Annotated in this window: 1 protein-coding gene; it reads right to left on the reverse strand. The window is 68.0% G+C overall.

What is annotated here, in order from left to right; genetic code table 11:
* Positions 1–591 (reverse strand): IS30 family transposase (locus tag ABD716_RS16335; RefSeq protein ID WP_344778848.1); only part of this gene is annotated, 591 nt, incomplete at both ends.

A 591-nucleotide genomic window follows, 5' to 3' on the forward strand; every position in this document is an offset into this window, starting at 1 on the left:
GTGCTGAATTCCAAGGTCATGCGGGGTCGGATGTTCAGCAAGTGCTGCATCTCGGCGATCTGCGCGTCGGTGACGGTGTTGAAGTTGGTGCCTTTGGGGTAGAAGTCGCGGATCAGCCCGTTGAGGTTCTCGTTCGAGCCGCGCTGCCAGGGTGAGTGCGGGTCGGCGAAGTACACCTTGCAGCCGGTGTCGATCGTGAACCTCGCATGCTGGGCCATCTCCTGTCCCTGATCCCAGGTGAGTGTCTCGAACAGGGCCTTCGGGAGAGTGCGCACCATGTGGGTGATGCGGTCGATGACGGTCTCGGAGTCGCGCATGCCGGGCAGGCGGCCGATGAGCGCGAACCGGGTGGAGCGCTCCACCAGGGTGACCAGCCCGGAGTTTTCGGGGCCGACGACCAGGTCGCCCTCCCAGTGCCCGGGCACCGCCCGGTCCTCCACGCGCGCGGGCCGCTGGGAGAGTCGGGCGCCCTCCAGCCATGGCCGGCTGGAGCGGCGGGGCAGCTTGGACTGCGGCACCCGCCCCTTCCGGCCCGATCGGAGGGTTTTCTCGACCGTCAGCTCGTGCCGCAGCGCGCCTTTGCCCTGCACG

Source organism: Gryllotalpicola kribbensis, assembly GCF_039538245.1.
Taxonomy (GTDB): domain Bacteria; phylum Actinomycetota; class Actinomycetes; order Actinomycetales; family Microbacteriaceae; genus Gryllotalpicola; species Gryllotalpicola kribbensis.